20 protein-coding genes are annotated in these 25,041 nt (G+C 62.6%); 18 read left to right on the top strand and 2 right to left on the bottom strand.

Going from position 1 to position 25,041, the window contains the following annotated elements:
• Positions 1-119 precede the first annotated feature (119 nt).
• The 12 genes from DKK67_RS19580 (at position 120) to DKK67_RS19525 (ending at position 16,412) form a co-directional block, all read left to right on the top strand.
• On the top strand, positions 120-1,187 hold the full coding sequence (locus DKK67_RS19580; protein WP_111498219.1) for a pilus assembly protein PilM: 1,068 nt from the start codon (positions 120-122) through the stop codon (positions 1,185-1,187).
• Positions 1,187-1,750 (top strand): PilN domain-containing protein, encoded by a 564-nt coding sequence (locus DKK67_RS19575; RefSeq protein WP_111498218.1) that lies wholly within the window; start codon positions 1,187-1,189, stop codon positions 1,748-1,750. The genes DKK67_RS19580 and DKK67_RS19575 overlap by 1 nt, the downstream gene beginning before the upstream one ends.
• A complete protein-coding gene (locus DKK67_RS19570; RefSeq protein WP_111498217.1) occupies positions 1,750-2,361 on the top strand; it encodes a type IV pilus inner membrane component PilO in 612 nt (203 codons plus the stop codon). Before DKK67_RS19575 ends, DKK67_RS19570 begins: the two co-directional genes overlap by 1 nt.
• Positions 2,362-2,363: 2 nt before the next feature.
• On the top strand, positions 2,364-2,915 hold the full coding sequence (locus DKK67_RS19565; RefSeq protein ID WP_111498216.1) for a pilus assembly protein PilP: 552 nt from the start codon (positions 2,364-2,366) through the stop codon (positions 2,913-2,915).
• Positions 2,916-2,980: 65 nt separating this feature from the next.
• Positions 2,981-5,056, top strand: coding sequence for a type IV pilus secretin PilQ (gene pilQ / locus DKK67_RS19560; protein ID WP_111498215.1), 2,076 nt, complete (start codon positions 2,981-2,983; stop codon positions 5,054-5,056).
• Positions 5,057-5,197: 141 nt separating this feature from the next.
• Positions 5,198-5,764 (top strand): shikimate kinase AroK, encoded by a 567-nt coding sequence (aroK, locus tag DKK67_RS19555; RefSeq protein ID WP_111498214.1) that lies wholly within the window; start codon positions 5,198-5,200, stop codon positions 5,762-5,764.
• The gene (gene aroB, locus DKK67_RS19550; RefSeq protein ID WP_111498213.1) at positions 5,757-6,845 is read left to right on the top strand and encodes a 3-dehydroquinate synthase; all 1,089 of its coding nucleotides are present in this window, start codon (positions 5,757-5,759) and stop codon (positions 6,843-6,845) included. Before aroK ends, aroB begins: the two co-directional genes overlap by 8 nt.
• Before the next feature lie 36 nt (positions 6,846-6,881).
• Positions 6,882-8,624 (top strand): AAA family ATPase, encoded by a 1,743-nt coding sequence (locus DKK67_RS19545; protein WP_111498212.1) that lies wholly within the window; start codon positions 6,882-6,884, stop codon positions 8,622-8,624.
• A gap of 270 nt (positions 8,625-8,894) precedes the next feature.
• A complete protein-coding gene (gene gltB / locus DKK67_RS19540; protein ID WP_111498211.1) occupies positions 8,895-13,343 on the top strand; it encodes a glutamate synthase large subunit in 4,449 nt (1,482 codons plus the stop codon).
• Between the two features lie 71 nt (positions 13,344-13,414).
• Positions 13,415-14,833 carry an FAD-dependent oxidoreductase gene (locus DKK67_RS19535; RefSeq protein WP_111498210.1) on the top strand — a complete coding sequence of 473 codons (1,419 nt, stop codon included), beginning with the start codon at positions 13,415-13,417 and terminating at the stop codon, positions 14,831-14,833.
• A gap of 32 nt (positions 14,834-14,865) precedes the next feature.
• The gene (gene hemE, locus DKK67_RS19530; RefSeq protein WP_111498209.1) at positions 14,866-15,930 is read left to right on the top strand and encodes a uroporphyrinogen decarboxylase; all 1,065 of its coding nucleotides are present in this window, start codon (positions 14,866-14,868) and stop codon (positions 15,928-15,930) included.
• 116 nt (positions 15,931-16,046) lie between these two features.
• On the top strand, positions 16,047-16,412 hold the full coding sequence (locus DKK67_RS19525; RefSeq protein ID WP_204355885.1) for a PilZ domain-containing protein: 366 nt from the start codon (positions 16,047-16,049) through the stop codon (positions 16,410-16,412).
• Positions 16,413-16,446: 34 nt separating this feature from the next.
• Here the strand turns inward: DKK67_RS19525 and radA are convergent, their stop codons facing one another.
• Positions 16,447-17,826, bottom strand: a complete 1,380-nt coding sequence (gene radA / locus DKK67_RS19520; protein ID WP_111498207.1) for a DNA repair protein RadA — start codon at positions 17,824-17,826, stop codon at positions 16,447-16,449.
• A 70-nt stretch (positions 17,827-17,896) separates the two neighbouring features.
• Positions 17,897-19,558: an energy-dependent translational throttle protein EttA gene (ettA, locus tag DKK67_RS19515; protein ID WP_111498206.1), complete on the bottom strand. Its 1,662-nt coding sequence runs from the start codon at positions 19,556-19,558 to the stop codon at positions 17,897-17,899.
• 277 nt (positions 19,559-19,835) lie between these two features.
• Between ettA and glyA the strand changes: the two genes are divergently transcribed.
• The 6 genes from glyA to nusB all read left to right on the top strand — a co-directional run bounded on the left by glyA (position 19,836) and on the right by nusB (position 25,020).
• Positions 19,836-21,092, top strand: coding sequence for a serine hydroxymethyltransferase (gene glyA / locus DKK67_RS19510; protein ID WP_111498205.1), 1,257 nt, complete (start codon positions 19,836-19,838; stop codon positions 21,090-21,092).
• Between the two features lie 60 nt (positions 21,093-21,152).
• On the top strand, positions 21,153-21,671 hold the full coding sequence (nrdR, locus tag DKK67_RS19505) for a transcriptional regulator NrdR (RefSeq protein ID WP_111498204.1): 519 nt from the start codon (positions 21,153-21,155) through the stop codon (positions 21,669-21,671).
• 51 nt (positions 21,672-21,722) lie between these two features.
• A complete protein-coding gene (ribD, locus tag DKK67_RS19500) occupies positions 21,723-22,826 on the top strand; it encodes a bifunctional diaminohydroxyphosphoribosylaminopyrimidine deaminase/5-amino-6-(5-phosphoribosylamino)uracil reductase RibD (protein ID WP_111498203.1) in 1,104 nt (367 codons plus the stop codon).
• A gap of 82 nt (positions 22,827-22,908) precedes the next feature.
• Entirely contained in the window at positions 22,909-24,021 is a 1,113-nt protein-coding gene (gene ribBA, locus DKK67_RS19495; protein WP_111498202.1) for a bifunctional 3,4-dihydroxy-2-butanone-4-phosphate synthase/GTP cyclohydrolase II, read from the top strand.
• A gap of 43 nt (positions 24,022-24,064) precedes the next feature.
• Positions 24,065-24,541 carry a 6,7-dimethyl-8-ribityllumazine synthase gene (gene ribH / locus DKK67_RS19490; RefSeq protein WP_111498201.1) on the top strand — a complete coding sequence of 159 codons (477 nt, stop codon included), beginning with the start codon at positions 24,065-24,067 and terminating at the stop codon, positions 24,539-24,541.
• Entirely contained in the window at positions 24,541-25,020 is a 480-nt protein-coding gene (gene nusB / locus DKK67_RS19485; protein ID WP_111498332.1) for a transcription antitermination factor NusB, read from the top strand. Before ribH ends, nusB begins: the two co-directional genes overlap by 1 nt.
• Positions 25,021-25,041: the final 21 nt, after the last annotated feature.

The following is a 25,041-nucleotide window of genomic DNA, read 5'->3' as shown; positions in this document are numbered from 1 at the left end:
GTTCAACATGCCTTTCTTCTAATCACGAAGAAAGAGCATTGTAGACGCAAAGCAAAACAAATTCTCTCTGAATAAAAAATACGTAACCGGGTGCATTAAACCAGGTATAGGGTGAGCGCGTGTTCGGATTGTTCGGTAAGAAGTCCAGTGCCGTACTGGGCATCGACATCAGTTCTAGCTCGGTCAAGCTTCTGGAGCTCTCCAGACTGAGTGGCGAGCGGTATAAGGTAGAAAGCTATGCGGTTGAACCGCTGCCTGCCAATGCTGTTGTCGAAAAAAATATCACGGATGTGGAAGCTGTCGGCGACGCCATAAGGAAAGTGGTGAGCAAGGCCCGGACCGGGGGCAAGCAGGCAGCAGTGGCCGTATCGGGTTCGGCGGTGATCACCAAGGTGATCCAGATGACCGGCGGCCTGAACGAGTTTGAAATGGAAGACCAGATCGCACTGGAAGCGGATCAGTACGTTCCCTATCCCCTCGATGAAGTCGCTATCGACTTTGAGGTCCAGGGGCCTTCCGAAACCAACCCCGATCAGGTGGACGTCCTGCTTGCGGCCTGCCGCAAGGAGAACGTCGACATCCGCGAGGATGCGCTGTCCATTGCCGGACTGTCCGCCAAGGTCGTGGACGTGGAAGCCTACTCCCTCGAGCGGGCCTACACGCTCATCGAGTCGCAGTTGGACGCCCAGGGTGAAGAGCTGGTTGTCGCCATTGTCGACGTGGGTGCGACCATGACCACCCTGAGCGTGCTGGCCGATGGCAAGACGGTCTACACCCGCGAACAGATCTTCGGTGGCAAGCAGCTCACCGAGGAAATCCAGCGCCGCTACGGTCTGTCCCTGGAAGAGGCCGGCTTGGCCAAGAAACAGGGCGGCCTGCCGGATGACTATGAGTCCGAAGTCCTCTCGCCGTTCCGCGAGGCTGTCGTCCAGCAGGTCGCGCGGGCGCTCCAGTTCTTCTTCGGCGCAAGCCAGTACAACGCCGTGGACTATGTCGTCCTTGCCGGTGGTACCGCGTCTATCCAGGGGCTGACTGAAATGGTCGAGGAAAAGACCGCGACCGCCACGCTGGTGGCCAACCCCTTCGCCGATATGGCCGTGGGGTCCCGGGTAAACGCATCGGCTCTGAGCAATGACGCGCCGTCGTTGATGATTGCCTGTGGTCTGGCGATGAGGAGTTTTGACTGATGGCGAAGATTAACCTCAGACCCTGGCGGGAAGAACTACGGGCGGAGAAGCAGCAGCAATTTGTGGTGATGCTGGTGGGTGCCGTGATCGTAGCGGCGGGCCTTGGATTCCTGTGGAAGACTCAGGTCGATAACCAGATCAACTACCAGGAATCGCGTAACGCCTACATCAAGAATGCCACCAAGGAGCTGGATTCCCAGATCAAGGAAATCGAGAATCTGCGTCGCCAGCGCGACGAGCTGATCGCCCGCATGAAGGTCATCCAGGATCTGCAGGGCAAGCGCCCGGTGATCGTTCGGGTCTTCGACGAGCTGGTCAAGACGCTGCCGGATGGGTTGTTCTATACGGATCTCAAGAAAGCCGGGGACACCGTTGCCATCGTCGGTATGGCGGAATCCAACAGCCGGATTTCCAGCCTGATGCGTCAATTCGACGAGTCCGAGTGGTTTGCCAATCCCAACCTGACCAACGTGTCAGCGGCCGACAGCCGTCGTGCCGGGTACAGCCAGTTTAACCTGTCGGTCCAGCAGAAGACGCCGGAGCCCGAGGAGGAGGATAAGTAATGAGCCTCGCGGACTCACTGAAAAGCCTGAACGAATTCGACATCAACGATCTGGATGTCAACAACGCCGGCATCTGGCCGATGCCGGTGAAGATTATTGTGGCCCTGCTGCTGTTCGGCCTGATTCTCGGCGGCGGCTACTGGTTCTTCATCAAGGATCAGTACGCCCAGTTGGATCGGGTGGAGAAACAGGAGGTCGAGCTCAAAGGTGATTACGAGCAAAAGGCCTACAAGGTGGCCAATCTGCCGGTGTTCAAGAAACAGATGGCGGAAATGGAGGAAACCTTCGGCGCGCTCGTTAAACAGCTGCCCAGCGACACCGAAGTGCCGGGTTTGCTCGAAGATATTACCAACACGGCGCGGGGCAGTGGTCTCGAGCTCCAGGAGATCAAACTGCAGCCGGAGCAGCAGCGCGATTTCTACATCGAGCTGCCGATCAATATCCAGGTTCGCGGGACCTATCACGAGCTGGCGTCGTTCGTCAGCAGCATTGCAGGGCTGCCTCGTATCGTGACCCTGCACGACTTTACGATCAAACCGACAGGTGGTGAGGGGGATCTGCTGAACATGCAGGTTCAGGCCCGTACCTACCGTTACCGGGCTGGGGAGTGAGCATGATGAAACAGCATGCATGGAAAGCCTGGACCTGTGTCTGTATGGCGTCGTTACTCTCGGCCTGTTCGCAGAGCAGCGGCTTTTCCGATCTGGACCAGTTCATGGCTGAGGCTCGTGCAAAGCCGCGGGGCCACGTCGAACCGTTGCCGGAATTCAAGGCATACGAAGCGTTTACCTATTCGGCATCGGATCGTCGTGCGCCTTTCGAGGTGCCGATCGAAGTGCAGCTGACCATGGTGGATGATCAGCCGCAGAGCAACATCGAGCCGGACCTGGATCGGCCCAAGGAGGTTCTCGAGAGCTTCCAGCTGACCGATCTGAACATGGTGGGCACGCTCAAGCGGGCCGACGGCGGTAACGGTGGGTTGTACGCGCTGATCAAGGACAACACGGGTGGTATCCATCGGGTTCACAAGGGAAATCACATGGGACAGAACTACGGTCGCGTCATCGGCGTCAATGAGACGCGCCTAGAGCTTGTGGAAATTGTTCCCAACGGCCGTGGCGGTTGGGTAGAGCGTCCCCGAACCCTATCGCTGGATGAGGGCTAAGGAGCGGCAGAATGAACAAACAAAGAACAGGTTGTAAGCAAAACAGGTTGGGGTCGAGGCTAACGATGTTCAGAAAAATTGTAATGATGTTCGGCATGGCAGCGCTCGGCATGGCGTCCGGGTTGGCCCATGCCGTCAGCCTGAATGATGTCGAGTTCACTTCCCTGCCCGGAGAGGGGACGGAAGTGGTGCTGAAATTCGATGGCACACCGCCCCAGCCGACGGGTTACACCATCGAGCGTCCGGCGCGGATCGCGATAGACCTGAAAGGGGCCAGCAGCGCGCTGGAATCGCGTAGTCTCTCGCTGGGCAGCGGCAACGCGCAGAGCATGACGGTGGTTGAAACCAAGGATCGAACGCGCCTGATCTTCAACCTGGTGGAACTGGTTCCCTACAGCACCGACGTTGAAGGCGACGCGATTGTCATGAAGATCGGTGGCGAGTCGGGCTCCGGCAGCGCCGCCTCTGCAGCGACCGCGGCGGCCTCGACGTCCAGCGCGTCTTCATCATCATCGCGCGCGATCAAGGGCGATGCGATCTCCAACGTCGACTTCCGTCGCGGAGCCGATGGCGAAGGTCGTGTCGTGGTGTCACTGAGCAACCCCAAGGTGCCGGTGGACCTGTCCGAGAGCGGCGGCCGTATCCGTCTGGTCATGGACGGTGCCAATGTGCCCGAAGCCCTGCGCCGTCGTCTGGACGTTACTGACTTCGCCACGCCGGTCACCCGCGTGGATACCTTCATGCAGGGCGACAACGCGGTGATCGAGATCCGCCCGGAAGGCAACTACGACTACCTGGCCTACCAGGCCGGCAGCGAGTTCACCGTCGAGGTGGAGCCCCTGACCGAGGAAGAGGCGGAGAGCCGCCGCGAGGATAAATTCCCGTACACCGGTGAAAAGCTGTCCCTGAACTTCCAGGACATCGAAGTGCGCTCCGTCCTGCAGCTGATCGCGGACTTCACCGGCCTCAACCTGGTGGCCAGTGATACGGTGAGCGGCAGCATCACCCTGCGTCTCCAAAATGTGCCCTGGGATCAGGCGCTGGATCTGATTCTCAAGACCAAGGGTCTGGACAAGCGTCAGATCGGCAACGTCCTGCTGGTTGCGCCGGCCGATGAAATTGCCGCCCGCGAGCGTCTCGAACTGGAAACCTCCAAGCAGATTGCCGAGCTGGCCCCGGTGCGTCTGGATATCATCCAGGTGAACTACGCCAAGGCCGCGGACATCGTGGCGCTGATCCAGGCGGACGACGAACTGATTTCCGATCGTGGCTTTGTGTCTTCCGATGCACGTACCAACACCATCAGCGTGCGGGAAACCAGCGAGAAGCTGGAGCAGATCCGTCGACTGATCTCCACCTGGGATGTGCCGGTGCGTCAGGTGCTGATCGAGGCGCGGATTGTACGGGCCCAGACCAACCTGGCGGAAGAGTTCGGTGTTGAGTGGGGCTTCAGCGGTCGTGGTGACGCCAATGGCGGCGACAACAACGCGGTTGTGGGCGGCTCTGGAAGTGGCCTGTCCGGCATTACCGGAGGCGGCGCACTGGATCTGGCCAATAACGACCTGAACGTAAATCTGGGTGTTTCCGATTCCAACGCGTCCTCCATCGCGTTTGGCTACGTGGGTACCGACTTCATGGTCGACCTGGAGCTGTCAGCCTACGCCAGCGACGGCAAGGCCGAGATCGTGTCCCAGCCCAAGGTCGTGACGGCCGATCGCCAGACCGCCAAGATCCTGTCTGGTGAGGAAATCCCGTACGAAGAGGCGTCTTCCAGCGGTGCTACGTCCGTCTCCTTCAAGGAAGCGGTACTGTCTCTGGAGGTGACGCCGCAGATCACGCCGGACGACAAGATCATCATGGATCTGCAGGTCAACCAGGACTCCCGCGGCGAAGAAACCACAGCCGGTCCGGCCATCAACACCAACGAAGTGGCCACGCAGTTGCTGGTGCGCAATGGCGAAACAGTTGTGCTGGGCGGTATCTTCCAGTCTGAGCAGTCGGTGACTATCACCAAGACGCCGTTCCTGGGTGATATTCCCTACCTGGGCGCGCTGTTCCGCAACACCAATACGGTGGACGAGCGCAGCGAACTGCTGGTGTTCATTACACCGAAGATCCTCAAGGGCGACCTGATCGACTGATCGCCCGGGTTGATCCGAGAGCCGTCCCGATGGGGCGGCTTTTTTGTGCCTGAGCGTTTTGTGGGAGCCCGTGGCGCTTGAGTTATCTGTACTCAGTCGCCTGTGCTATGCTCAGCGCCCTGTACCGAATTGAGTGGAACTATGTCGTTGCCAGATCGTATTGTTCTCGTCGGTCCGATGGGTGCGGGGAAAAGCACGATCGGCCGACTACTGGCCAGGGAGCTCGGATACCGCTTTATCGATTCCGATCGTCTGATCGAAGAACGATGCGGTGCCAATATCCCCTGGATCTTCGACGTTGAAGGCGAGAGCGGTTTCCGCAAACGCGAGACCGGCATCCTGGAAGAGCTGTCGCACGAACACGGCGCGGTCATTGCGACGGGAGGCGGTGCCGTGATGCTTGACGAGAACCACGGCCACCTGTGCCGGGACGCCGTCGTGGTTTACCTGAAAACCTCCGTAGACCAGCAATACGAGCGCACCCGTCGCGACCGCAATCGTCCCCTGTTGCAGCAGGAAGATCCGCGCGGCGTCCTGCAGGCATTGTTCCGTACGCGGGATCCGATCTACTCCCGCCTGGCGGATGTGGTCATGATGACCGATCGCAAGAGCCCGCGTCTGGTGGTGCGCCAGCTTTTGAACCGCATCAAACCGCGCGTACCGCGCAAAAAGCGTCAGTTGAGGAAGGAAGGGCAGCACAATGTCTGATTTGACCCGTCGGCTCACGGTGGCGTTGGGTGAGCGCAGCTATCCGATCATCATCGGCCAGGGCCTGATCGGCCGCGAAGACCTGAGCGACTACGTTGTTGGCGAGCAGGTCCTGATCGTGACCAATGAGGCGGTGGCGCCGCTTTATCTGGAGCAGGCTGTGGCCAACTTCCCGGGGAAGTCGGTCGATCACGTGATCCTGCCCGACGGTGAAAAGTTCAAGAACTGGGAAATCCTCAACCGTATATTCGACGCCCTGCTGGAAAAGCGCCATACCCGCAAGACCACGCTGGTCGCTCTGGGAGGCGGGGTGATCGGGGATATGACCGGTTTTGCCGCGGCCTGTTACCAGCGCGGTGTGCCGTTTATACAGATTCCCACAACGCTGCTGTCCCAGGTGGACTCGTCGGTTGGAGGCAAGACCGGCATCAACCATCCCCTGGGCAAGAACATGATTGGCGCCTTCCATCAGCCGGAAGTGGTACTGATCGATACCGATAGCCTGAAAACCCTGCCGCCCCGGGAACTGCCTGCCGGGCTGGCCGAGGTGATCAAGTATGGCCTGATCCGTGAGCCGGAGTTCCTGGCCTGGCTGGAGCAGCGGGTGGATGACCTTCGGGCGCTGGAACCGGTGGCGATGGTGGACGCGATCTATCGGTCCTGTGCCTGCAAGGCGGACGTGGTAGCGGTGGATGAGCGCGAAGGAGGGCTTCGGGCCATTCTCAACCTCGGGCATACCTTCGGTCACGCCATCGAAACCTTTACCGGCTATGGTACCTGGTTGCATGGCGAAGCGGTGGGTACCGGCATGCTTATGGCGGCAGATCTTTCCCGGCGTTGCGGTCATTTGTCCGAGACGGACGTGGCCCGTATCCAGCTGCTGCTTGATCGCGCCGGTTTGCCGCTCGAGCCGCCGGCGGGAATGACGCCCGATGATTTTCTGCGATTGATGGCGGTGGACAAGAAGAATGTCGATGGCGCGTTGCGCCTGGTGTTGCTCGAGGCCATGGGAGAGGCCGTTGTGACATCGGATTTTCCGTTCCCGCTGCTGGAAGAAACCCTCTCTGCATACTGTCATTGACCCGGCCGATGACGCCGGTCACGGATGAAGTGACGCATGATCGACGATAGGCTTACCAGCGACCCCGGCAGTCTGTTTCAAAAGCTGCAGGAGCGCTATGGCCTGGGGCAGGATCCCCTGGCTATGGAACACCCCTTCTTTCCCGGTGCTCAGCGCCAACATACTCTTGAAACGCTGCGGCACCTGTCGGCCTTCGGCGACATGGCCCTGGTGGTGACCGGAGCGCGCGGGTCCGGCAAGACCCGGTTGCTGGCCGAGCTGGTTCGTGGCGAGTCGGAGCGGCTGGACTTCCAGCGTCTGGAGGTCGCCGATTGCCACAGCGAGCAGGCCCTGTGTGATCGATTGCTGCGTATCGCGCATCACGGGTTGGGGGCAGGGCGCTCGCCTCGCGACGCTATTTTGGGCTTCTTCCGCTGGAGCGAAACCGCCACATCCAAGGGGCGCCGGATAGTCCTGCTGATTGACGACGCCGATCACATGCCGACCGCGCTGCTTCAACTCCTGCTGACGGCCTATTGCCGTGGTGATCGGAGTCAGGGAGCGGTGCCGGTTCTGGCGGGGGCTGAATCCCTGGTGACCGATCTGGTCGAGGTGTCGGGCCTTGAATCGTATGTCCACCCCTTGCGCCTGCGGCCCCTGAACCGGGACGAGTTGGCCGACTATTTGCGCCCCCGGTTGCAAAAAGCCGGTGGCGATACGTCCGACTTGCTCAGCGGCGCCCGTCTCAAGAAATTGCACGAACTGAGCCAGGGCAGTTTTGGCCGGCTCAGGCGAACGGCGCCTGCGGTCTGGCTCGACATGGCGGGGCATCAACCCGCTGCAGTGGCGCGTCGCCGGTCGTTCAGCGTCCGATCGTTGCTGATCCCTCTGGCCCTCGTCGTCTTGTTGGGCGTGTCATGGCTGGTGGTGTCCTGGCAGTATGATGCAACCGTGGCGTCCCAGGAGACGGCATCGGAGCCGCCGGCGGAACGGAAGACGGTACGACTGGGGCCGGGCGCGGAAGAGTGGGCGGAGGCCGCCGATCACCCGGCCGATGCCGGCGTCGCTGAGTCCGGAGCTGCGGGGACGATGGCACGTGGGAATCCGGAGGCTCCGTCAGTCTCGCCGGAGGCTTCAGGCACGCCCGCCGCCGATGCGGGCGCGGATGGGGAGTCCGCGACCCCGGTTCCGGTTGAGTCTGACGACGATGTCCAGAGGGCGACGCCGGTGGACGAATCTGCGGTGTCGTCTGAGGGGGTGGCAACGGGCGTTGCCGAAGATGCGAATGCGCTGTCGGGTGCAGCTCCGGGAGCCGCCGATGACGAGGCAGCCGTCGGTGAGCCATCGGAAACGTTGTCGGAAACCGTGCCGACGCAAGGACCTTCGGGCCCTGACGCGGAAGAAGAGGATGCCGTTACACCGGAAGCGTCCCGGCCGGCTGAGGCGCCGCCAGTGGACGGGGCTCAGTCGAACGATTTGTCACAACCGGCGGAAGAGGCACCCGCTTTCCAGCCGGACCTGCCGCAGCGCTTCCGGGATGTCGCGCCGCTCAGAACGGAATCCGGCGTGACCGCGCAGTTCATTGCCGGCTTCGAAGAGGCCACGGCCATCGATTTCCTCAACCAGCACCCGGACGTGACCGAGCTCGTCTATACACGCTCTACACGGCAGGGTAAACCGTGGTATGTTGTGATTTACGGACGGTTCCCCAGTCGTGAAGAAGCGCGCGCGGCCATTGCGCGCCTGCCGGGGAACCTGGCCCGGCACGACGTCTGGATTCGTTCATTATCAGGCCTCTAGCCGGGTAGGGCTGGCCCGGCCGAGGCTGCTCGGGCCGTATTCCGGAGTGACGTGAAACCGTTTGCGTTACCGGATTGATCTTATTCTTTTTTATTCTTTTCACGCCGCTTTGTTATTTCCGTAGTCTCGCTAAAAATTGCTCAAGAATTTGAGTACGTACTAGCACGCATGTAAAATGGCCAGCCCCCATTTTCAGGGTCGGCGGGTTATGTGCCTGGGCTCGGCATCTATCCCGTTGATTGAAAAGAATTTTTATATGAGAGAACGCTTATGATGACAGGTTTGTATCATCCCAGTGAGTTCCGGGACAACTGTGGATTTGGCCTGATTGCCCACATGAAGGGCGACGCCAGCCACAAGTTGCTGCAAACTGCCATCGAGTCGCTGACCTGCATGACCCACCGCGGTGGGATTGCGGCGGACGGCAAGACCGGTGACGGCTGTGGCTTGTTGCTGCAGAAACCCGACGCCTTCCTGCGCAAGGCTGCCAAGGCAAGCCTGGGCAAGGAACTGGGTGACCTCTACGGCGTCGGCATGATTTTCCTGGATCAGGACGACGCCAAGGCGGATCGCGCCCGAAAGGTTGTGGAAAAACACCTGGTGGACCAGGGGCTGGACGTTGTGGGCTGGCGTGAAGTCCCCACCGACAGCGACTGCCTGGGGCCGATGGCGCTGGACTGCCTGCCGCGTATCGAGCAGATTTTTGTGGAGCCGGCGGGCAAGAGCGAGCGGGAATTCGGTATCGGGCTGTTTCTGGGTCGCCGCCACGCCGAGCGAGAGCTGGCCGACGACAGCGAGTTCTACATCTGTAGCCTGTCCCACAAGACCATCGCCTATAAAGGCCTGATGATGCCGGTGGATCTGCCCACCTTCTATAAGGACCTGGGCGATCCCGACCTGCAGACCGCGATCTGCGTTTTCCACCAGCGCTTTTCCACCAACACCATGCCGCGCTGGCCGCTGGCGCAGCCGTTCCGTTTCCTGGCCCACAACGGCGAAATCAACACCGTTGACGGCAACCGCAACTGGGCCATCGCCCGGGCGTCCAAGTTCAAGTCACCGGAGCTGCCTGACCTGCAGACCCTGCAGCCGCTGGTCAACCGAACCGGTTCGGACTCCTCCAGCATGGACAATATGCTGGAAATCCTGCTCGCCGGCGGTGTCGACCTGTTCCGGGCCGTGCGCATGATGATTCCGCCCGCGTGGCAGAACGTCGACACCATGGATTCCGACCTGCGCGCCTTTTACGAATACAACTCCATGCACATGGAGCCCTGGGACGGCCCCGCCGGTCTGGTGTTGTCCGATGGCCGTCATGCGGTCTGTATGCTGGACCGCAACGGCCTGCGCCCGGCGCGCTGGGTGATCACCAAGGACGATTTCATCACGTTGGCGTCCGAGATCGGCACCTACGGCTACAAGCCGGAGGACGTGGTGGCCAAGGGCCGTGTCGGACCGGGTCAGATGCTGGCGATCGACACTGAATCCGGAGAAGTCCTGCACACCAGGGACATCGATCAGCGCCTCAAGACCAGTCAGCCCTACAAACGCTGGCTGCGCGAGAACGCGCTGCGTGTTGAGGCCACGCTGAATCAGGACACCCCCGAGTTCCGCTTGATGGAAAGCGACGACCTCAAGGTGCACCAGAAGATGTTTCACGTGTCGTTCGAGGAGCGCGACCAGGTGCTGCGGCCCCTGGCGGAAAGCGGCCAGGAAGCGGTGGGCTCCATGGGTGACGATACGCCCATGGCGGTGCTGTCCAGCAAGGTGCATCACGTGGCGGACTTTTTCCGCCAGAAGTTCGCCCAGGTGACCAACCCGGCGATTGACCCGCTGCGCGAGTCCATCGTGATGTCCCTGGAGACCTGTCTGGGCGCTGAGCGCAACGTGTTTGAGGAAACCCCGGATCACGCCAATCGGATCATCCTGTCGACACCGGTGCTGTCTCCGGCCAAGTTCCTGCGCATCGAGAGCAACGATCGCCCGGGCTTCGAAGTGGGCCGGATTCGCCTGAGTTACCGGCCGGAAGTCGGCCTCAAACAGGCGGTCGAGGCCGTCTGTGCCGAGGCGGAGCAGGCGGTACGCGATGGCAGGGTGTTGCTGATCCTGAGCGACAAGGACCTGAAAGAGGGAGAGGTGCCGGTCAATGCCCTGATGGCAACCGGCGCGGTTCATCATCACCTGGTCCAGAAGGGACTGCGCAGCGATGCCAACCTGATCGTTGAAACTGGTTGGGCGCGCGACTCTCACCACTTCGCGGTACTGTTCGGCTTTGGCGCGACGGCGGTCTATCCGTACCTGTCGTATCAGATCCTCAACGACCTGATCCGCACCGGCGAGGTGATGATGGATCCGATCGAGGCCAAGAACAATTACCGCAAGGGCATCAACAAGGGGCTGCTGAAGATCCTGTCGAAGATGGGTATCTCCACCATTACCTCGTATCGTGGTGCCCAGCTGTTTGAAGCCATCGGTCTGGCCGATGAGGTCGTGGACATGTGCTTCTGCGGTGTGCCCAGCCGTATCCAGGGTGCTGGTTTCTACGATTTCCAGCAGGACCAGGAGCTGCTGGCCAGCCTGGCCTGGAAGCCGCGCAAGCCGATTTCCCAGGGTGGTGTACTCAAGTACGTCCACGGTCAGGAATACCACGCGTTCAACCCGGACGTGGTCAACACCCTGCAGCGGGCGGTGACCGACGGTAGCTATGGCACGTACCGCGAATACGCGGCGCTGGTCAATGAGCGCCCGGTAGCGACGCTGCGCGACCTGCTGGGTTTCCGCGACGGCATCGCGCCGATCGATCTGGACAAGGTGGAGCCGGTGGAAGCCATCTTCCCGCGCTTCGACTCGGCCGCCATGTCACTGGGTGCGCTGTCGCCGGAGGCGCACGAGGCGCTGGCGGTGGCCATGAATACCCTGGGCGGGCGCTCCAACTCTGGTGAGGGCGGTGAAGATCCGGCCCGTTACGGCACCGAGAAGCGCTCCAAGATCAAGCAGGTGGCTTCCGGCCGCTTCGGTGTCACCGCCGAGTACCTGCGCAGCGCTGACGTCATGCAGATCAAAGTGGCCCAGGGCGCCAAGCCAGGCGAGGGCGGCCAGCTGCCCGGTGGCAAGGTCAACGAGCTGATCGCCCGTCTGCGCTACTCTGTACCGGGGGTGACCCTGATCTCTCCGCCGCCTCACCACGACATCTATTCGATTGAGGACCTGGCGCAGCTGATCTTCGATCTCAAGCAGGTCAATCCGCAGGCACTGGTGTCGGTCAAGCTGGTTTCCGAGCCGGGCGTCGGCACCATTGCCGCTGGCGTGGCCAAGGCTTACGCCGACCTGATCACCATTTCCGGCTACGACGGCGGTACCGCGGCCAGCCCGCTGACTTCGATCCGCTATGCCGGTTCGCCGTGGGAGCTGGGCCTGAGCGAAGCGCAGCAGGCGCTGCGTTCCAACGACCTGCGCGGCAAGATCCGCCTGCAGACCGATGGCGGCCTGAAGACCGGGCTGGACGTGGTCAAGGCCGCGATCCTGGGCGCCGAAAGTTTTGGCTTCGGCACCACGCCGATGGTGGCGCTGGGCTGCAAGTACCTGCGCATCTGTCACCTGAACAACTGTGCAACCGGTGTCGCCACCCAGAATGACCACCTGCGTGAAGAACATTTCAAGGGCACGGTCGAGATGGCCATGAACTTCTTCCGCTTCGTGGCGGAGGAAACCCGCGAGTGGATGGCCAAGCTGGGTGTGACCAACCTGGAAGAGCTGGTCGGCCGCACTGACCTGCTGGAAGTCCTGCCGGGCGATACCGCGCGTCAGAAACAGCTGGACCTCGCGCCGATCCTCGGCAATGACCTGATTCCGGCGGACAAGCCGCACACCTGCCAGGTGGAGCGCAACAAGCCGTTCGATGAGGGCGCCCTGGCTGAGCAGATGGTCAAGGACGTCACCGGCGCCATACAGAGCAAGTCCGGTGGTCACTGGCAGTACCGCGTGACCAACTGCGACCGCTCGATCGGCGCCCGCCTGTCTGGCGAGATTGCACAAGTGCACGGCAACAAGGGTATGGTGGACGCCCCCATCACGCTGGACCTGAACGGTACTGCCGGCCAGAGTTTCGGGGTGTGGAACGTCGGCGGCCTGAACCTGATCCTTGAGGGCGACGCCAACGACTACGTGGGCAAGGGCATGACCGGCGGCAAGCTGGTGGTCCGTCCGCCTCGCGGCAGCAGCTTCGAGACGCAGGACACGTCCATCATCGGCAACACCTGCCTGTACGGCGCCACCGGCGGCAAGCTCTTCGCCGCTGGCACCGCGGGCGAGCGCTTCGGTGTGCGTAACTCCGGCGCCCACGCGGTGGTCGAGGGGGCTGGCGATCACTGCTGCGAATACATGACCGGCGGCCTGGTGACCGTGCTGGGGACCACCGGCCACAACTTCGGTGCCGGGATGACCGGCGGTTTTGCCTACGTGCTGGACCAGCAGAACACCTTTGTCGACAAATACAACCACGAACTGGTGGAAATCCAGCGTATTTCCAGCGAAGACATGGAGCCGTACCGCAACCATCTTCGCAGTGTGATCCGCGAGCATGTGGCTGAGACCCAGAGCGAATGGGCCGAACACATTCTCGACAATTTCGACGACTACATTGGCCGTTTCTGGCTAGTGAAACCGAAGGCCGCGAGCCTGCGGACACTGCTGGCCAGCACACGGGCCCGACCGGAGTAAATCTCCGGCCCAGCCCGCAGGCGCGGGCACTGTTGAATCGTTGTCGAAGTTGAATCCTTGAGAGTGATGTGATGAAAGAGAGACTGAATAACGACTTCCAGTTCGTTGAAGTCGGCCGTATCGACCCGAAAAAAGTACCGGCTAGCAAGCGCAAGAAGGAATTCCAGGAAATCTACCACCCGTTCAAGCAGGAACAGGCGGCCAGCCAGGCGCACCGCTGCCTGCATTGCGGGAACCCTTATTGCGAGTGGAAGTGTCCGGTTCACAACTACATTCCCAACTGGCTCAAGCTGGTGTCCGAAGGCAACCTGCTGGAGGCCGCCGAGCTGTGTCACCAGACCAACTCTCTGCCGGAAGTCTGCGGCCGGGTGTGCCCGCAGGACCGTCTGTGCGAAGGGGCCTGTACCCTGAACGACGGCTACGGCGCGGTCACCATCGGTTCGGTGGAGAAGTACATCACCGACACCGCCTTCGCCCTTGGCTGGCGTCCGGACCTGTCCCACGTGAAGTGGACAGACAGGAAAGTCGCCGTGATCGGCGCCGGTCCGGCCGGGTTGGGGTGTGCCGACATCCTGGCGCGTAACGGCGTCAAGCCGGTGGTTTTTGATCGCTATCCGGAAATCGGCGGCCTGCTGACCTTCGGCATCCCCGAATTCAAGCTCGAGAAGAGCGTGATGAGCCGTCGCCGGGAGATCTTCGAGTCCATGGGCGTCGAGTTCAAGCTGTCCACCGAGGTGGGCAAGGACGTGCTCCTGGAAGACATCATCGATGAATACGATGCGGTCTTCATGGGCATGGGCACCTACACCTACATGAAGGGCGGCTTCCCGGGCGAGAACCTGCCGGGCGTCTACGACGCGCTGCCGTACCTGGTGTCGAACGTGGACCGTCGCCTGGAGCTGGGCGCCACCGATGGCGAGTTCATCGATATGAAAGGCCAGCGTGTGGTGGTGCTCGGGGGCGGTGACACCGCCATGGACTGTAACCGCACGGCGATCCGCCAGCAGGCGGCCAGTGTGACTTGTGCCTATCGTCGGGATGAGCAGAACATGCCAGGCTCCGTGCGAGAGGTAGCCAACGCCAAGGAAGAAGGCGTCAAGTTCATGTTCAACCGCCAGCCGATCGCCATCATTGGCGAGGATCGGGTGGAAGGGATCAAGGTCGTGCAGACCCGCCTGGGCGATCCCGACGAGAACGGTCGTCGTCGTCCGGAAGTGGTGCCCGGCAGTGAAGAAGTCATTCCGGCCGATGCGGTGCTGGTGGCGTTCGGTTTCCGCCCCAGCCCGGCTGAATGGTTCGACAAGCTGAGCGTGAACGTCGACGATTCCGGTCGTGTGACCGCACCGGAGCAGGCGGAATTCGCTTATCAGACGTCCAATCCGAAGATTTTTGCCGGCGGTGACATGGTCCGTGGGTCGGATCTGGTCGTAACGGCTATCTGGGAAGGGCGTCAGGCCGCCGAAGGGATCCTCGACTACCTGGACGTCTGAACACGACGTATCGAGCCAGCGACGGGAGCAGTATGACAGAACTCAGAAACGACCGGTTTTTACGGGCCCTGCAGCGCCAGCCGGTAGACCGCACGCCGGTCTGGATGATGCGCCAGGCAGGGCGTTACCTGCCGGAATATCGCGCGACACGGGCCCAGGCCGGGGACTTCCTGAGTCTGTGCAAGAACACCGAGCTGGCCTGCGAGGTCACGCTGCAGCCGCTGGAGCGCTTCCCGCTGGATGCGGCGATCCTGTTCTCGGACATCCTGACGATACCGGATGCCATGGGCCTGGGGCTCTATTTCGAGACCGGCGAAGGGCCGAAGTTCAAGCGTACAGTGCGTTCCGCGGCCGATGTGGAGGCGCTGCCGACGCTGAGCGCCGAAACCGACCTCGATTACGTGATGGCTGCCGTATCCGCCATCCGCGGGGCGCTTAACGGCCGTGTGCCGCTGATCGGCTTCTCCGGCAGCCCCTGGACGCTGGCCACCTACATGGTGGAAGGCGGTTCTTCCAAGGACTTCCGCGAAGCCAAGAAGCTGATGTACAGCGAGCCGGACGTCATGCACGCGTTGCTGGGCAAACTGGCCGATGCGGTCACCGATTACCTCAACGCCCAGATCCGCGCTGGCGCCCAGGTGGTGCAGATCTTCGACACCTGGGGTGGCGCCCTGTCCAGTTGGGCCTACCAGGCTTTTTCCCTCGATTACATGCAGCGGATCGTCGATGGCCTGATCCGTGAGCACGACGGCCGCTACGTGCCGGTGATCCTGTTCACCAAGAATGGCGGGCAGTGGCTTGAGTCCATGGCGACAACCGGGGCGGACGCCCTGGGTCTGGACTGGACGACCGACATCGGTCGCGCCCGCGCCCGGGTGGGCGACCGGGTGGCCCTGCAGGGCAACATGGATCCGGCGATGCTGTACGCGCCGCCGGAGCGCATCCGGCAGGAAGTCGCTGACATCCTGGCCCGCTATGGGCGTGGCACTGGCCATATCTTCAATCTGGGTCACGGCATCACGCCGGACGTGGATCCCGCGCATGCCGGCGCCTTCATCGAGGCGGTGTGCGAGCTCAGCGGTGCCTATCACGATTAGGTGAGCATCCGCGCCGGATGGCTGTCCGGCGCGGTGCGAACTATAGTGTCAGAAGGAACTGGACACGATCCGGGCAGAGTCCGGGAAAGGAGCGCGGCACTGTGAGCGAAACCAGCATGGCCCACAATCGGCGCCGATTCGAGCGCATCCTGTTCGACGCGCCCTGTGACATCTACGTCGGCGACAATGCCTGGTCCAGCCAGGTCATGGATATCTCTCTCAAAGGGGTGCTGGTCCGGCGCCCACCGAACTGGACCTCCCGTCTGAACGATCCATTCGAGATTACGATTCACCTCAACGACCAGGACACCGGCATCGTGATGTCCGTGGCCTTGCGCCACGTCGAGGATGAGGTGCTGGGGTTTCAATGCCAGTACATCGATCTGGACAGCGCCGCCCACCTGCGTCGTCTGGTGGAACTCAATCTGGGGGACCCGGCCCTGCTGGACCGGGAGCTGCGCCATCTCGGTGAGCAGCGATAGGTGATGGCGGGCGTCGTCCGTGAACGCCCGCTCGTTACATGTCGAGCAGGGCGTCGAGCGCTTCACTCAGTTTGGTGATGGCTTTCACCTTCATATTCTCGATCGGTTTGCGCGGCACGTTGGCCTTGGGCACCAGGGCGCGGGTGAAGCCGTGTTTGGAAGCCTCGTAGATCCGTTCCTGGCCGCTGGGCACCGGGCGGATCTCGCCGGACAGGCCCACTTCCCCGAAAATCACCAGATCCTGCGGCAGTGCCTTGTCACGGAAGGACGAGACGATGGCGGCCAGTATCGCCAGGTCGGCGCCGGTCTCGTTGACTTTCACGCCGCCGACGACGTTGACGAACACGTCCTGATCCGCCACGTGCATGCCGCCATGACGATGCAGCACCGCCAGCAGCATGGCCAGCCGGTTCTGGTCCGTGCCCACCGCCACCCGGCGCGGGTAGCTGCCCTGTGAGATGTCCACCAGTGCCTGGACTTCCACCAGGATGGGGCGGGTGCCCTCCCAGACCACCATCACCACACTGCCGGGAGCGGCGTCCTCGCCCCGGTTGAGGAAGATGGCGCTGGGGTTCTTCACTTCTTTCAGGCCCTGCTCCAGCATGGCGAACACGCCCAGTTCGTTGACCGCGCCAAAACGATTCTTGATGCCGCGCAGGGTGCGGAAGCGGCTGTCGCTGGAGCCTTCCAGCAGGATCGAGCAGTCGATCATATGCTCCAGCACCTTGGGCCCGGCCAGGCTGCCGTCCTTGGTGACGTGGCCCACCAGGAACAGGATGGTCCCGGTCTGCTTGGCGAAACGGGTCAGCAGGGCGGCGCTCTCGCGTACCTGGGACACGCTGCCCGGCGCCGATTCCACCTCGCTCATGTGCATCACCTGGATACTGTCCACCACCAGCACCTTGGGCTTTTCCGCTTCCGCCACCTGGATAATGCGCTCGACGCTGGTTTCCGACAGCATCTTCAGATCCCGGGTAGGCACGCCCAGGCGTTTGGCCCGCAGCGCCACCTGCTGCATCGATTCCTCACCGGTGACGTACAGTGCCGGGAGCTGGCCGGCCAGATGGCAGACGGTCTGCAGCAGCAGGGTGCTCTTGCCGGCGCCGGGGTGCCCGCCCATGAGGATTGCCGAGCCTTCCACCAGGCCGCCACCCAGGACCCGGTCCAGCTCCTTCATGCCGGAGCTGACGCGCTCCTGTTCCGCCAGGCTGATGGAGTCCAGCGACTGCACGCCGGACAGGCTGCCGGCAAAACCCTCGAAGCGGGCGCCGCGGCTGCCGCCGCCGGACACTGAGCTGACACCGCGGACTTCGCTGATGGTGTTCCAGGCGGAGCAGGCGGAGCACTGGCCCTGCCATTTGGAGTAATCCGCACCGCATTCGGTGCACACGTAGGCGGTCTTGGTCTTGGCCATGGAAGCTCGGTGATTGCAGGTGGAAGGGAAAGGGCAGCCGACCGGATGGCCGGCTGCCGGGAAGCGCGGCTTACGCCAGCTTCTTGTACTTCATGCGCTGGGGCACCATGGCGGAATCGCCCTTGCGCTGTTTGTGGTCCTCGTCGTACTCGGTGAAGTTGCCTTCGAAGAAGACGGCTTCACTGTCACCCTCGAAGGCGAGGATGTGAGTGGCCACACGGTCGAGGAACCAGCGGTCGTGCGAGATCACCAGCGCCGCGCCCGGGAAGTTGAGCAGCGCCTCTTCCAGTGCCCGCAGGGTTTCCACGTCCAGGTCGTTGGTCGGTTCGTCCAGCAGCAGGACGTTGCCGCCCTGCTTGAGCAGCTTGGCCAGGTGCAGGCGGTTGCGCTCACCGCCGGACAGGTCGCCGACGCGCTTCTGCTGGTCGCCACCCTTGAAGTTGAAGCGGCCGACGTAGGCGCGGGACGGCGTCTGGTAGTTGCCCACCTGGATGATGTCCTGGCCGTCGCTCAGCTCTTCCCAGACGGTCTTGTCGCCGTCCAGGTCGCGCATCTGGTCGACGTAGGACAGCTCGACGGTCTCGCCCACGGTGATGGTGCCGGAATCCGGCTGCTCGGTGCCGTTGAGCATGCGGAACAGGGTGGACTTACCGGCCCCGTTACCACCGATGATACCGACGATGGCCCCCGGCGGTACGCGGAAGTCGAGGTTTTCGTAGAGCAGGCGACCTTCGAAGGCCTTGCTCACGCCTTCCACCTCGATCACCTTGTCGCCCAGGCGCGGACCGGGCGGAATGTACAGCTCGTTGGTTTCGTTGCGCTTCTGGAAATCCTGGGAGCTCATTTCCTCGAAGCGGGCCAGACGGGCCTTGCTCTTGGACTGGCGGCCCTTGGCGTTGCTGCGCACCCATTCCAGCTCGTGCTTGATGGTCTTCTGGCGCGCGGCTTCCTGCTTGGCTTCCTGCTCCAGGCGTTTCTCCTTGGCTTCCAGCCACTGACTGTAGTTGCCTTCGAAGGGAATGCCCTGGCCGCGGTCCAGTTCCAGGATCCAGCCGGCGACGTTGTCGAGGAAGTAGCGGTCGTGGGTGATGGCGACCACGGTGCCGCTGAAGTCGTGCAGGAAGCGCTCCAGCCAGGCCACGGATTCGGCGTCCAGGTGGTTGGTGGGCTCGTCCAGCAGCAGCATGTCCGGGCCGGACAGCAGCAGGCGGCACAGGGCGACACGGCGGCGTTCACCACCGGACAGGTTGACCACCTTGGCGTCCCACGCCGGCAGGCGCAGGGCGTCGGCGGCGACTTCCAGCTTGCGCTCGATGTCGTGACCGTCGGCGGCCTGGATGAAACTTTCCAGCTCGCCCTGTTTCTTGGCCAGCGCGTCGAAGTCGGCGTCCGGCTCGGCGTAGGCGGCGTAGACCTGATCCAGCTCGGCCAGGGCATCGTGGATACCGGATACGGCTTCGTCGACGATTTCCTTCACCGTTTTGCTGTCGTCCAGTTCCGGTTCCTGGGGCAGGTAGCCAACGTTGATGCCTGGCTGCGGGCGCGCTTCACCGATGTAATCGTTGTCGATGCCGGCCATGATGCGCAGCAGCGTCGACTTACCGGCGCCGTTGAGACCCAGTACGCCGATCTTGGCGCCGGGGAAGAAGCTCAGGGAAATATCCTTGAGGATTTCGCGTTTGGGCGGAACCACTTTGCCCACGCGATTCATGGTATAGACGTATTGAGCCATGGTCAGGCAATGTCCTCTCGATTCGAACGATTGAAATGGGGACGATCCGGGGCCTTTAGGGAGCCTCATGAGAGGCGCTGGATTTACCCCGGTAAGACCGGATTCTGAAGGCCCCCTACGGTAGCGAAACCGGGTCACTTTGGCAATTCGGCGGGACCGGCGCGGCGGGCGCGAAAAACCCGTATCATGCGGGTTAAAAGATGATTTTGGAGGGCTATCTGGGCTAGAATACGGGCCCTTCAAATTTCTGATCAGCCATTACAGGGGCAGCGCATCCATGTTTAATCGTGAAATGAAAATCGCCGGCTTCGACGATGATGTCTGGAGTGCCATCCAGGCCGAGAACCAGCGCCAGGAAGAGCACATCGAACTGATTGCTTCGGAGAACTACACCAGCCCGCGAGTCATGGAAGCGCAGGGTAGTGTGCTGACCAACAAATACGCCGAGGGCTACCCCGGCAAGCGCTACTACGGCGGCTGCGAGCACGTCGATGTGGTCGAGAATCTGGCCATCGAGCGCGCCAAGGAACTGTTCGGCGCCGCTTACGCCAACGTCCAGCCGCACTCCGGTTCCCAGGCCAACAGCGCCGTCTACATGGCGCTGGTCAAGCCGGGCGACACCGTGCTGGGTATGAGCCTGGCCCACGGAGGTCACCTGACCCACGGTGCCTCCGTCAACTTCTCCGGCAAGATCTACAAGGCGGTCCAGTATGGCCTGAACCCGGAAACCGGCCTGATCGACTACGATGAAGTGGAGCGCCTGGCGGTCGAGCACAAGCCGAAGATGATCGTTGCCGGCTTCTCCGCCTACTCCCAGCACCTGGATTTCGCCCGTTTCCGCGAAATCGCCGACAAGGTCGGTGCCTACCTGTTCGTGGACATGGCCCACGTCGCTGGTCTGGTGGCCGCCGGCGTCTATCCTGACCCGATGCCCCACGCCCACGTAGTGGCGACCACCACCCACAAGACCCTGCGCGGTCCGCGTGGAGGCCTGATCCTGGCGTGCGCCGACGAAGACATCCAGAAGAAGCTGAACTCCGCCGTATTCCCGGGCGGCCAGGGCGGCCCGCTGATGCACGTCATCGCCGGCAAGGCGGTGTGCTTCAAGGAAGCCATGAGCGCCGAATTCCGCAGCTACCAGCAGCAGGTCATCAAGAACGCCCAGGCCATGGCCAGCGTGTTCGTTGATCGCGGCTACGAGGTGGTGTCTGGCGGTACCCAGAACCATCTGTTCCTGCTCAGCCTGATCAAGCAGGACATCACCGGCAAGGATGCGGACGCGGCGCTGGGCAAGGCGTTCATCACCGTCAACAAGAACGCGGTCCCGAATGACCCGCGCTCGCCGTTTGTCACCTCCGGTCTGCGTATCGGTACCCCGGCGGTCACCACCCGTGGTTTCGGCGAAGGCGAGTGTCGCGACCTGGCGGCCTGGATCTGCGATATTCTCGACGATCTGGAAAACGAGGAAACCATCAGCCGCGTACGCAGCCAGGTCAAGGCGCTGTGCGAGCGTTTCCCGGTCTACGCCGGCTGATAGCCACTGAAATTTTCGGGGCGCCGTTGAGGCGTCCCGCGTTGTCTGGGAGCGGACGACATGCATTGTCCTTTTTGCGGTGAGGCAGATACCAAGGTGATCGACTCGCGACTGGTGGCCGATGGCGACCAGGTGCGGCGGCGCCGTGAGTGCCTGTCGTGCAAGGAACGCTTCACCACCTTCGAGTCGGCGGAACTGGTGTTGCCGCGGGTCGTCAAGCAGGACGGCACCCGGCAACCCTTCGACGAGGACAAATTGCGCTCGGGCATCATGAAGGCGCTGGAAAAGCGTCCGGTCAGCATCGAGGAAATCGAGGCGTCGCTGAACCGGATCAAGTTCCGGCTGCGTTCCCGCGGCGAGCGGGAAGTGAAGTCCATGGAGCTGGGCGAGGAAGTGATGACCGAGCTGCGCCAGCTCGACCAGGTGGCCTTTGTGCGCTTTGCGTCGGTCTACCGCAGTTTTCAGGACATCAACGAATTCAAGGAAGAGATCGAGCGCCTGACCGTGCACATGGGCGACAACGCCGACCCGGTGGATGTGGCCAAGGCCCTGACCGCGCCGTCGAAATCCAAGGACTGAAGGCGTCTTCCATTGAGTAGAACAGCGAGCCCGGCCCCGAGCGACGCCGAGATGATGGCGCGGGCCATCCGCCTGGCCTGGAAAGGCCGTTATTCGACCCACCCTAATCCCCGTGTCGGTTGCGTTATTGCCCGTGACGGCCAGGTGGTTGGGGAAGGCTGTCACGAACGGGCCGGTGAGCCCCATGCCGAAGTGTATGCCTTGCAGGCGGCTGGCGATGCGGCGCGGGGCGCGACCGCTTACGTCACCCTGGAGCCCTGCAGCCACCACGGCCGCACACCGCCCTGCGCCGACGCACTGGCGACCGCAGGGGTCGCCCGGGTGGTGGTGGCCATGACCGATCCCAACCCGGCCGTGGCGGGGCGAGGGCTGCAGCGCCTGCGCCAGGCCGGCATTGAGGTTGTCGAAGGTGTGCTGGCCGACGCCGCCGAATCGCTGAACCCGGGATACCTGCAGCGCATGCGCCGGCAGCGACCGTTCATCCGGGTCAAGGTGGCCGCCAGCCTGGATGGCCGCACGGCCATGGCCTCCGGTGAAAGCCAGTGGGTCACCGGGGCGGCGGCGCGACGCGACGTCCAGCGCCTGCGGGCGATGAGTGGGGCCATTGTTACCGGCGTGGGAACGGTGCTGGCGGACGATCCCTCGCTGACCGTGCGCCCGGACGACATGGGGGCGCTGGGCGACGCAGTGGCACCGGGCGCGCAGCCCCGACGGGTGATCCTGGACCCGTCCCTGAAGACGCCGCCGGGAGCCCGGATCCTGAGCACCGGCGAGGTCTGGATTCTGTGCGATCCGGCGCAGCTCGACAGCGACCGTGCCGAAGCCCTGTCCGCCGCCGGTGCACGCCTGCACGGATTGCCCGTCGAAGACAGCGGCATGGCGTTGTCGGCGCTGAGTGGATGGCTGGCCGGAGAAGGCGTGAACGACGTGCTGGTGGAAGCCGGCCCCCGGCTTGCCGGCAGTTTCGTGGCCGGAGGCCTGGTGGACGAGTTCTGGCTGTATCAGGCGCCGGTGTTCCTTGGCAGTGAGGGGCGGCCTACCGTGACCCTGCCCATCGACCGGATGGCGGACCGGAAGCACTGGCGCGTACTCGATCGCCGTCAGGTTGGCGACGACCAGCGGCTTATACTGGTACCGGATACAGCGTCCGCCTGACGGCATCGGGCGGCGGCAAGTTCAGGACGAGGCCGGTCATTCGAAGGGCGGCCTGTCATTTTAATCAAGGGTGCAATGTCTTATGGCACTGAACACGATCGAAGAAATCATCGAGGACATCCGTCAGGGCAAGATGGTGATCCTGATGGACGACGAGGATCGCGAGAACGAGGGCGACATCGTCATGGCAGCGGAGTTCTGCACGCCCGAGGCGATCAACTTCATGGCGCGTTACGCCCGCGGCCTGATCTGCATGCCGATGACACGCCAGCGCTGCGAGCAGTTGCAGCTGCCGTTGATGGTGCGCCAGAACGACTCTGGCTTCGGTACCAAGTTCACCGTCTCCATCGAGGCCGCCGAGGGTGTGTCCACCGGTATTTCCGCCGCCGACCGTGCACGTACGGTGCTCGCCGCGGTGGCTCGCGATGCCCAACCCACCGACATCGTCCAGCCGGGTCATATCTTCCCGCTGATGAGCGATCCCGGCGGGGTGCTCAGCCGGGCCGGGCACACCGAGGCGTCCTGCGACCTGGCGTCACTGGCCGGCGCCGAGCCGGCCGGTGTGATCTGTGAGGTGATGAACGACGACGGCACCATGGCCCGTCGTGAGGACCTCGAGACGTTCGCCGCCGAGCATGACCTCAAGATCGGCACCATCGCCGACCTGATCCACTACCGCACGCTGCATGAGCGCACCATCGAGTGCATCGAGGAGCATGATCTGGACACCGAATATGGCGTGTTCCGGCTGCGTACGTATCGCGACACCATCCACGGCGGCACTCATCTGGCGCTGACCATGGGTGACGTGGGTCAGGATGATCCGGTATTGGTGCGGGTGCATATTACCGATACCCTGCGTGACCTGCTGGGCGCCCGTCGCACGGGTTCTCACAGCTGGCCGCTGCATCGCGCCCTGGAAAAGGTGGGCAGCGAAGGGCGCGGTGTGGTCGTCATCCTGAACAGCGGCGAGGACAGCTACAATCTGGATGACCGGATCCACGAATTCTTCGACGAGGGCGCGCGGCCTGCCGCCAAGGGCAGTTCCGGTGTCTACTTCACGGTCGGTACCGGGTCCCAGATCCTGCGGGACCTGGGCGTGGGCAAGATGCGCCTGCTGAGCGCGCCGATCAAGTTCTCCGCCATTTCCGGTTTTGACCTGGAAGTGGTGGAGTATCTACCGTTTAACCCATAATCGCCGGCGTCCGTCGAGACGGGTCCGGAAACAGGAGTCAGAGATGTCTGGAATCAAGACGCTGGAAGGGGATTTTACCCAGTGCAGTGGTCGCTATGCGCTTGTCGTCGGCCGGTTCAACGCTTTCGTCGTTGAGAGTCTGGTGGACGGGGCGATCGATACCCTGCGTCGTTACGGCATTGCCGAGGACGATATCACCGTCGTGCGTGTGCCCGGTGCCTACGAGATGCCGCTGGCCGTCAAGCGTGTCGCCGAGACCGGCGAATACGACGCCATCATTGCCCTGGGCGCGGTGATTCGCGGTGGTACGCCGCACTTTGACTATGTGGCCGGCGAAGCCTCCAGCGGTCTGGGCGCAGTGAGCCTGGACACCAATGTGCCCGTGGCCTTCGGTGTCCTGACCGTGGACTCCATCGAGCAGGCCATCGAGCGCTCCGGCACCAAGGCCGGCAACAAAGGCGCCGAGGCGGCCGTCACCGCGCTGGAGATGGTCAGCCTGTTCAAGAAGATAGGTGAATGATGAGCGACCAAGAAGGTACTCCGGTCGAAGGTGCGGCCACTCCGGGAGCTCCCAAGGCCGGTGAACGTCGCCGCGCCCGCGTTCTGGCGATGCAGGCGCTCTACCACCGCCATTACTCCAAGAGCTCCATCAGTGCCATCGAAGCGGAGTTCATGGTGGACAACGACATGTCCAAAGTGGATTCCGCCTATTTCCGGGATCTGTTGCGCGGCGTCCACCGGGAGCAGGACGACCTGGACCGCACGTTCGAGCCCTACCTGGATCGTCCCCTGGGCGAAGTGGACCCGATCGAGCTGGCCATCGTGCGTCTGGGCACCTACGAGCTCAAGCATCGGATCGACGTGCCATACCGGGTGGTGATCAACGAAGGGATCGAGCTGGCCAAGCGTTTTGGCGGTACCGAGGGCCACAAGTTCGTCAACAGCCTTCTGGACAAACTCAGCCGGCGCCTGCGGCTCGCGGAAACCCGTCCGCGCTAGCGGGCGGCGTTGCTGGACGGT

The sequence above is a fragment of the Marinobacter bohaiensis genome, assembly GCF_003258515.1.
Taxonomy (GTDB): Bacteria; Pseudomonadota; Gammaproteobacteria; order Pseudomonadales; family Oleiphilaceae; genus Marinobacter_A; species Marinobacter_A bohaiensis.
Note: the sequence above shows the minus strand (reverse complement) of the source record. Positions and strands in the feature narration are given on the sequence as shown.

Excerpts from the sequence above, each read along its gene's own strand:
- ribH (WP_111498201.1), top strand. The coding sequence starts at position 24,065 with ATGTCTGGAATCAAGACGCTGGAAGGGGATTTTACCCAGTGCAGTGGT.
- ribD (WP_111498203.1), top strand. The coding sequence starts at position 21,723 with ATGATGGCGCGGGCCATCCGCCTGGCCTGGAAAGGCCGTTATTCGACC.
- pilQ (WP_111498215.1), top strand. The coding sequence starts at position 2,981 with ATGTTCAGAAAAATTGTAATGATGTTCGGCATGGCAGCGCTCGGCATG.
- ribBA (WP_111498202.1), top strand. The coding sequence starts at position 22,909 with ATGGCACTGAACACGATCGAAGAAATCATCGAGGACATCCGTCAGGGC.
- nrdR (WP_111498204.1), top strand. The coding sequence starts at position 21,153 with ATGCATTGTCCTTTTTGCGGTGAGGCAGATACCAAGGTGATCGACTCG.
- hemE (WP_111498209.1), top strand. The coding sequence starts at position 14,866 with ATGACAGAACTCAGAAACGACCGGTTTTTACGGGCCCTGCAGCGCCAG.
- DKK67_RS19570 (WP_111498217.1), top strand. The coding sequence starts at position 1,750 with ATGAGCCTCGCGGACTCACTGAAAAGCCTGAACGAATTCGACATCAAC.
- DKK67_RS19575 (WP_111498218.1), top strand. The coding sequence starts at position 1,187 with ATGGCGAAGATTAACCTCAGACCCTGGCGGGAAGAACTACGGGCGGAG.
- nusB (WP_111498332.1), top strand. The coding sequence starts at position 24,541 with ATGAGCGACCAAGAAGGTACTCCGGTCGAAGGTGCGGCCACTCCGGGA.
- ettA (WP_111498206.1), bottom strand. The coding sequence starts at position 19,558 with ATGGCTCAATACGTCTATACCATGAATCGCGTGGGCAAAGTGGTTCCG.
- DKK67_RS19535 (WP_111498210.1), top strand. The coding sequence starts at position 13,415 with ATGAAAGAGAGACTGAATAACGACTTCCAGTTCGTTGAAGTCGGCCGT.
- gltB (WP_111498211.1), top strand. The coding sequence starts at position 8,895 with ATGATGACAGGTTTGTATCATCCCAGTGAGTTCCGGGACAACTGTGGA.
- DKK67_RS19525 (WP_204355885.1), top strand. The coding sequence starts at position 16,047 with ATGGCCCACAATCGGCGCCGATTCGAGCGCATCCTGTTCGACGCGCCC.
- aroB (WP_111498213.1), top strand. The coding sequence starts at position 5,757 with ATGTCTGATTTGACCCGTCGGCTCACGGTGGCGTTGGGTGAGCGCAGC.
- radA (WP_111498207.1), bottom strand. The coding sequence starts at position 17,826 with ATGGCCAAGACCAAGACCGCCTACGTGTGCACCGAATGCGGTGCGGAT.
- DKK67_RS19545 (WP_111498212.1), top strand. The coding sequence starts at position 6,882 with ATGATCGACGATAGGCTTACCAGCGACCCCGGCAGTCTGTTTCAAAAG.
- aroK (WP_111498214.1), top strand. The coding sequence starts at position 5,198 with ATGTCGTTGCCAGATCGTATTGTTCTCGTCGGTCCGATGGGTGCGGGG.
- glyA (WP_111498205.1), top strand. The coding sequence starts at position 19,836 with ATGTTTAATCGTGAAATGAAAATCGCCGGCTTCGACGATGATGTCTGG.
- DKK67_RS19565 (WP_111498216.1), top strand. The coding sequence starts at position 2,364 with ATGATGAAACAGCATGCATGGAAAGCCTGGACCTGTGTCTGTATGGCG.